Origin of the sequence: Helicobacter sp. CLO-3 (assembly GCF_001854545.1) — a bacterium.
GTDB lineage: Bacteria > Campylobacterota > Campylobacteria > Campylobacterales > Helicobacteraceae > Helicobacter_B.
The window spans coordinates 39,484-47,182 of the sequence record NZ_MLQN01000019.1 but is presented as its reverse complement, the minus strand read 5'-3'; the positions used below and the strand labels follow the sequence as shown (position 1 = coordinate 47,182).

7 protein-coding genes are annotated in these 7,699 nt (G+C 46.6%); all 7 read right to left on the bottom strand.

Annotation, left to right across the window (positions count from 1 at the left end; genetic code table 11):
- Window positions 1-517 precede the first annotated feature (517 nt).
- Entirely contained in the window at window positions 518-1,051 is a 534-nt protein-coding gene (locus tag BKN38_RS06245) for a DUF2393 family protein (protein ID WP_066455797.1), read from the bottom strand.
- 234 nt (window positions 1,052-1,285) lie between these two features.
- Window positions 1,286-2,254 (bottom strand): phosphoribosyl-AMP cyclohydrolase, encoded by a 969-nt coding sequence (hisI, locus tag BKN38_RS06235; RefSeq protein ID WP_324737445.1) that lies wholly within the window; start codon window positions 2,252-2,254, stop codon window positions 1,286-1,288.
- A 3-nt stretch (window positions 2,255-2,257) separates the two neighbouring features.
- A complete protein-coding gene (locus tag BKN38_RS06230) occupies window positions 2,258-3,361 on the bottom strand; it encodes a prohibitin family protein (protein WP_066455793.1) in 1,104 nt (367 codons plus the stop codon).
- Window positions 3,362-3,379: 18 nt separating this feature from the next.
- Complete coding sequence (locus tag BKN38_RS06225; RefSeq protein WP_066455790.1) at window positions 3,380-4,312, bottom strand: branched-chain amino acid transaminase; 933 nt, start codon at window positions 4,310-4,312, stop codon at window positions 3,380-3,382.
- The gene (locus BKN38_RS06220; protein ID WP_066455788.1) at window positions 4,309-5,775 is read right to left on the bottom strand and encodes a DEAD/DEAH box helicase; all 1,467 of its coding nucleotides are present in this window, start codon (window positions 5,773-5,775) and stop codon (window positions 4,309-4,311) included. The genes BKN38_RS06225 and BKN38_RS06220 overlap by 4 nt, the downstream gene beginning before the upstream one ends.
- Before the next feature lie 93 nt (window positions 5,776-5,868).
- Window positions 5,869-7,071, bottom strand: a complete 1,203-nt coding sequence (locus BKN38_RS06215) for a glycosyltransferase family 9 protein (RefSeq protein ID WP_070957738.1) — start codon at window positions 7,069-7,071, stop codon at window positions 5,869-5,871.
- Between the two features lie 135 nt (window positions 7,072-7,206).
- Window positions 7,207-7,695, bottom strand: coding sequence for a MerR family transcriptional regulator (locus BKN38_RS06210; RefSeq protein ID WP_066455779.1), 489 nt, complete (start codon window positions 7,693-7,695; stop codon window positions 7,207-7,209).
- Window positions 7,696-7,699 lie beyond the last annotated feature (4 nt).

The following is a 7,699-nucleotide window of genomic DNA, read 5'->3' as shown; positions in this document are numbered from 1 at the left end:
AAAGTGGCGAAAAAAGTAAATCAAATGTGAATAAAAGAAACACAAATAAAATGTATTATCATAATGAAGTAAAAATGATAGGAATCTGGGGCAGTTTTGTAGGTGGATTTTGGGGGTAGATTTGGAGCTAGATTCTGGGATTGGATTTTGAGAGATTTTTGGATCAAAATTTGAGCGGATTTTGGATTAGATTTGGGGCTAGATTTTGGGTCAGGTTCTGGTCTAGAATCTAGACGAGATTTTGAGTGATTTTGGAGTTTTTGGTGAGCGGATTCTAGGCGTGGTTTAGTAGATGCTTTTAATCGTCATTGCGAGGATTCGCAGAATCTGAAGCAATCTATTTAGAAAAATTATGATTTTGTGATTTTGGCTATCCTCTGGATTGCTTCGCCTTGCTAACGCAAGTCTCGCAATGACGGAAAGCGCAGGTAGTGGCAAAAATAAATAAAGTAAGTTTCTTTAGCAAAGCGTCAGCTTCTTTGATGATGGCAGGAAATTAGATTCTAGAAAAGCCCAATCAATGGCAATCGAGGGTGCTTTTGTAGTTGTCGCCGTATGAGTAGCTGTCAATAATGCCTTCCCAGCGATAGGATTCTCGTGGCTTTAAATCTAGCTTTACGCTTTTGGTATATGCGGCTTGCGGGAGTAGCGTGTCGCGCAGGGCGACTAGCCTGCTTTGCGCGGGGTTTTCGTGCGTGGAGGTGATGGTTAGCATGCATTCTTTGATAGGCAGTTTGCCTCTGTTTTTTATCTCGACATCAAAGCTAAAACCGCTCGTATAGACAAATGGCGCAAAGCGCGCGTAATTTACCTCGATGGGATAGAGGAAGTGGCGCATCACAAACGCCACGCCAAAGGGCGTCGCGCACAAAATCGCCCCCTGAAGCACAAAGCAAAGCGCGAAAACGCCGCGATAGCGCCAAAAAATGAGCGAGAAAAAAAATACAAACACAAACACCAAGAAAAATAGCATAAATACCGCGCTTTCTGGCAGGGCGACATGCGCGCTTGCGGTGGTGATGAGTGATTTTAGTGTCAAAATCTCTTTCATGCAAGCCCCTTGTTTTGATTTTATCACTTTTTGAGTTAGCTATCTCGATGCCAGCGCATGGTTGGCGATATTTTGTGCTGTTTTGTGATATTTTTTGGTCGTCGTTTTGGGTTTTGGTGCTAATTATATCGTTTGCTAGGCTAATAAGCTTAAATCAAAGCGCGCTTGGGCGAAGCTTTGGCTGTGGTTTAAAGCTTGAATCGCCTTGCATCGCGCTATTTGGCTATTTTGCTTTTATGCTTTATTTGCCTTGCGCTGCGCCTTTTCATCGATGCCGCTAAGCCCAAAACGCCGCGCAAGCTCTTGGGAAATCTGCTCTGGGTGGATGTTGTTATACGCCAGCCCCACCATCACATGATATACCAAATCCGCGCATTCATACACGATTTGCGCCCGGTCGGCGTCTTTTAGCGCGAGCACGACTTCGCCGGCTTCTTCGATGATTTTTTTGCCAAAGGTATTGACGCCTTTTTCATAAAGCGATGCGGTGTAGGAGGTGTCGCCTTTGGCAAATTTGCGCTCCAAAAGCGTGTGGTAAAGCGTGTCGATGACGCCGTAAATGTCGTATGCGAAGGCGGAGTTTGGTTTTGGTACGGGGGTGGCTAAAGTGGTAGAATCCACAGAATTAGCAGAATCTAAATGTGTCGCGTAGTTTTTGGATTCTGCGCCTTCAGATTCTGCCTTTTTAGATTCTACTATTTTAGATTTTTGGCTAGCAGATTCTGCGCCAGCGGTTTTCGCGCCCAAATTCACACCAGAATCCACTTCGCCGATACTTTGAAAAAAGCAGCTTTTGTTTCCTGTGTGACACGCCGCACCCACCTGCTCTACCAAAAATAATAGTGCATCATTATCGCAATCCACAAACGCCGATTTCACGCGCTGTATGTGTCCGCTGGTTTCGCCTTTTTTCCAGATTCTGCCTTTGGAGCGGGAGAAATAATGCATCTGCCTTGTTTGCAGCGTCAATGCGAAGGCTTCTTTATCCATAAAAGCGAGCATTAGCACTTCTTTGCTCGTGGCATCTTGCACGATAGCTGGGATGAGGCTAGATTTTTGCCAATCTAGCTTTGGGACTTCTTGCTGCGCGCCGCTATCTTGTCGCGCGCTTTTTTGTAGTGTGCCATGTAGCGCGTTTTGCTGCGCGCCTTTTTTCAAATCCGCTTGCGCGCTTTGCCCTGCTTCTTGTCGCGAGTTTTGCAAAGCTTACTTGCCTGATATCGAGGAGTTTAGGCGCGGATTTTTGCTATCTACCCATATATTTGGCACAGCGCCGCCGGGTGTCAAGAAAATCTGCGCATCTTTGTTTTCTCTAAGCGCGTCGTTAAACTTGCCTTGCATCTCGATTTGTCGCAGCTCTAGCAGTCTTTGCGATAGGCTTTCGCTCACCAGCTGGTTTGCCCTAGCCTGCCCTTTTGCCTCGATGATCGCGGCATCTGCCTTACCTTGTGAGCGCTCGCGCAACGCACGCGCCTCTTCTTTTGCCTTCTCGGCTTCTTGTTTGGCTACTTGGACTTGCTCGATTTTGTTTTTCACTTCTGGTGGCAAAATGATTTTACGCAGCTCCACAGAATCTAAGCGCACCGGCTTATCGCGGATGGCGTTGATTTTGTTTTGGAAATTGGTAGCGATGAGGTTTGCTATCTCATCTCTTTTGCTTGGAAGCTCCTCGGCATGGTAGTTCCCTATCACGCTTCCCACGACCTCCAAGATTCCGGGCACGATGATGACCTCATCCCAAAGCGTCGTATATTCGCGGATAGTGTCAGAGACTTTGGCGCGGTCCAGCTGGTATTTTAGCGTAAGCTCGATAGCCACATCAAGCCCCAGCTTATCGCGCACTTGGATAGGGACTTTTTGTGCGATGCTTTGGTTATTTTTGCGCTCCATGTCTTCATTGCTCGTGAAATGCAGCGTTTTTACGCGCGTATCCACGATGATGACATGCTCAATCCCGGGGATGAAAAAATGCAAGCCCGCTTCAAGCGGCTGCTTTTGATACGCACCTAGATGCACTTTTATCCCCACTTCGCCAGAGTTTATCACTACAAAAGGTCGCGCCATGACAAAAAGCAGCGCCAAAATCACAACAATCGCAGCGATAGTCACTAGCTTGCCATTTATCATATTTGGCGGGATGTTTAAATTAGCATTAAAAGGATTTTTTTGAGAATCCGAATTTCTGCGCGGCGCGTTGTTGGGACCATCTCCGCGATTGTTGCGATTATCGCGGTCGTTGTTTGGCGCATCTTTTCTGTCTGGTGGCGTTTGATTTTTGCGTTTTAGATGTTCGTTTAGATCGATAGGCATGCTAATCCTTTGCTTAATTTAGTCGATAAAAGTTAGATATTTGGCATATTTTGGATTCTGGATTTTGTCGCCATTTATGAGGCTTGTAAATTCTGTCTGCAAAAGCTTCGTGACAGCGCCTGCACCACCAGAGCCTATGGTGTAGAAATCCACCTCTTTGATAGGCGTGATCTCTGCGGCTGTACCGGTGAAAAACGCCTCATCCGCGATATAAACCTCATCGCGCGTGATATTGCGCTCGATGACTTCGATGCCAAGATCCTTTGCCAGCGCTATGGTGGTGTCTTGCGTGATAGATTCTAGGGTGTAGTCGTGTGGCGGGGTGATGAGCTTGCCATCGCGCACGATGAAAAAGCACTCGCCACTTCCCTCCGCGACAAACCCGCACTCATCCAGCAGCAATGCCTCATCACAGCCACAAGCCAGCGCTTCGTATTTTGCCATTTGCGAGTTTAGGTAGTTTGCCGCAGCTTTTGCTTTACCCATAGTCGAGCGCACTGGATTGCGTGCAAAAGAGCTAGTTTTTACGCGTATGCCATTATTTATGCCATCTTCGCCAAGATACGCGCCCCATTCCCACGCAGCGATTATCGTCTCTACTGGCGCTTTGATATGCGACACACCCATCACGCCATAGCCTAGATACACTAGCGGGCGGATATATACATTGCTAGCAAAATCCGCGCGATTTGCCTTCAATAGCTCGATATGCGCGGCTTTTAGCTCCTCTAGCGAATAAGGGCAATTGATACGCAAAATCTTGCAAGAATTTAGCAATCGTTTGCAGTGCTCATCCAGCCTAAAAATCGCCAAGCCCTTTGGCGTCATATACGCCCTAGTGCCTTCAAACGCCGCATTTCCATAGTGCAAAGTATGACTAAGCACATGCGTAGTCGCATCTTTCCATGCGATTAGTTTTCCATTTTTCCAGATATAGGTAGATTCTTTCATCGGTTGCGCTCCTTGTTTTTGTTGTCGTAGCCTTTGTGCGATGATTTGTTGCTAGAGTTGCGACGATTGCCCCCGCCCTGTGCGCCATGTCCGGTTTGCCCGCCATGTCCGCTTGATTTACTATGTGATCTCGAGCGATGTTTGCTAGCGCTTTCTTTTTTAGATTCTGCTGCTATTTGCTCTAGGCTAGGCATACTAGCGCCTATTTTGTTGCCATCTAGATAATGCGTCAAAAGCTTCAAGCAAAGCTGTGTAGGCTCTGTCTGATCGCTTAGCTGGCTATATGCATCTATCGCTTCATCAGAAATCTTTATATCTAGGATTTTTTGCAGCTTTTGCGCCGGGTCAAAAGGCATCTCAAACAGCTCTAGCTTGCTGCCTATATCATCTTGGATTCTTTGCAGTTCTTTATACTCTAGCGGGCTTACTAGCGTGATAGCCACGCCCTTTTTGCCAGCTCTGCCTGTGCGCCCTATGCGGTGGATGTAGCTTTCTGGGTTTAGCGGGATGTGGTAGTTAAACACATGGCTTACATTACTTATGTCTAAGCCCCTGCTAGCCACATCTGTAGCCACCAGAATCCGCACTTGCTTGTTTTTAAAAGAAGTTATTGCATCGCGGCGCGCGCGCTGGTCTAGATCGCCATGCAGCGCGACAGACTCGTGCCCTTGCGCGCAGAGGAAATTATTTAGCGTGTCGGCTTCTTTTTTGGTGCGCGTGAAAATGATAGAACAAGAGGGATTTTGCGTATCTAGCAGGCGGATTATCGCTTCGTTGCGCTCGCTTTCATTGATGACATAGTATCGCTGCGCTATGTCGGTGTTGGCGACTTCGGTGGGCGTGATTTTGATGCTTGTGGGATTTAGCAGAATCTTATCGGCTAGTTCTTTTATGGGTTTTGGCATGGTCGCGGAGAAAAGCAGCACCTGAATATCTTCTGGCAAATAGCTAAAAATCTCTTCTATATCATCCAAAAATCCCATATCTAGCATCTCATCGCTCTCATCCAGCACGACTATGCGCGGGGCAAATCTCCGCAAGCGATTGTTTTTGAGATGGTCTAGTAGCCTTCCGGGCGTGGCAATCATGATTTGTGGATTTTTATCCAAAAAGCTTATTTGATGCTTGATATTCTGCCCGCCATACACGCAAATCGTGCGCGTATTGCAAAATTTACCCAGCTTAAACGCCTCATCGCTAATCTGCATCGCAAGCTCGCGCGTAGGCGTGATGATGAGCGCTTCTATCTCGCCGCTATTATGCAGGCTGTGGAGTATAGGCAGCACAAAAGCCGCTGTCTTTCCTGTGCCTGTCTGTGCTTGAGCGATAAGATCGCCACCTTTCAAAATTGCCGGGATTGCTTGAGCTTGTATAGGACTTGGCGTAGTGAAGCCTGCTCGCTCCACGCCTCGCAAAACGGGCTTTTTCAGCCCCAAATCAAGGAATGTTTTTTCATCTGACATTATGAGAATCTTTAAAGTTTGATAAAGGCTAATTATACTTTGTGCGGCTTATATTTTGCTTACAGATGCAATATGTGCCGCTTTGGCGATAGACTATTTGGATTCTACTTGACAAATAGAATCCACTAGACTTATGGTATTTGCGATAATCCCTTGACATTGCACTTGTGTGAGATTTTGCGCTCTATCTGGCACGCAGACATAGCGGATATTTTCATGCCCCCATCTGCCTCTATCATAGTCTGCGTATAGTCCTATAGCAGGGATTTTTAGCACATTTGCTATGTGTATCGTGCCGGTGCTTGGGGATATGAGGCAGTCCATTTTCTCAAGCAAAGCCACCAGATTTAGGAGGTTTGCGTCGTTGTGAAACACCGCGATGCGCTCGCGCACATTATTTGGCAGAGAATCTAGCGCACGGGCAAACGACTCCGCCACCGCTGGATAAGTCGCTATCACCACTTTATATGCGCTATTTTGGCTTATGCGCGCGATAAGCTCTAGCCAATACACGAGCGGAAGCGTGTGCGGGTTATTTACATTGAAAGGATTTATGAGGATTAGCTTTGGGCGGTGGCTAGTATGTGATTTGTCAAATAGTGATTTCTCGATAGGGGGGGGGGCAACAAGGCATGCGGAATCCATGCCCGATACACTAGCTTTAGATTCTACAGATTCTGCGCTAGCTTTGCCTGATATTACAAATGCTTTTTCTACGCCATGTTTTGCCAGAAAAACATCCACTTTTTGCTTCGCTTTATCATCTGCATAAAATCTAGCATGCGAGAAATCCACCTCGCCTACGCGCGCTTCATAGATTCTGGGGTTTATCCTGCGAGCAAAATAAAGCAGCAAATCATCATAATGTGTATTGGCGTATTTTGCGCTGGCATATATGGGGATGGTGCGCGTGCGCCATGATAGCAGGCTGATAGCTTTGAGCCCGCAGATGACGCGCCTAGCGCTAGTGGTGAGACAAAATCTAATAAATGCGCTTTTTGCATCAGCGACGATAAGATAATCAAGCGCACAGCTATTTATCGTAGCGATTTGCTCGCGCGATTTGGGGCTTTTGATGCTGGTGTCCGGCTCGCCCATGTCTAGATTCTCATCGATGAAGTCGCATTGTGAGTAAAGATTTTGCGTTATTGCATTGCCAAAAAGCACCAAGCGACAGCGATATATTTGTTTAAGCGCAAAAAGTGCTTTGCAATAAGCCGCGCTCGTCCCAAGCTCTTTTTTGCCACACAAAAATCCTATGGTGAGATTTTTACTATTATTTTGCGTGAGGGGCATTTGGCTCCTTTTTAAATTTTCCAGATTGCCTGTTGATATTGTTTGCTGATTTTGTTTGTGTCAAATCGTGCTTGTATTTTACTTGGTTTTTTAGCATTTTTATTTTTATGATTTCGCCCTTTTTTGACTGCGTGATTATTTTTTGCGTTTTGCGAGCTTTCTTTTGCCGCTGGCGTTGTCTTGCAGGCTTTTGTAGGCGCGATCTTGTTTGTAGTAATCGCGAAGCCTCTCATCACTCCCCAAAGTAAGCGCGTCTGGCTTTTGCGTGCTTAGGGCGTTTTCATAGGATTCTATCTTTTTTTGCACGACTTTGAGCGCTTTTTCATAGCTTTGCAAAGTGGCGATGATCTCGCGTTCTTGAGCCTTTATCATCTCAAGTCGCTGGGGGATGCTGCTATCGCCTAGCTTGCAAAGCTCGACAAACTCGCTGATTTTAGCGATACTCATGCCAGTCTCGCGCATGCACTGCGCCAGCGCCACCCATTGCAAATCGCGCTCTGAAAAATAGCGCACATTGTTTTCATCGCGCTCGATATGTGAAAACAGCCCGCGCTTCGCCCAATACCTAATCGTATGCGCGCTCACACCGGTTAGTTTTTCGACTTCTTTTATCGTGTATGCCATGCTT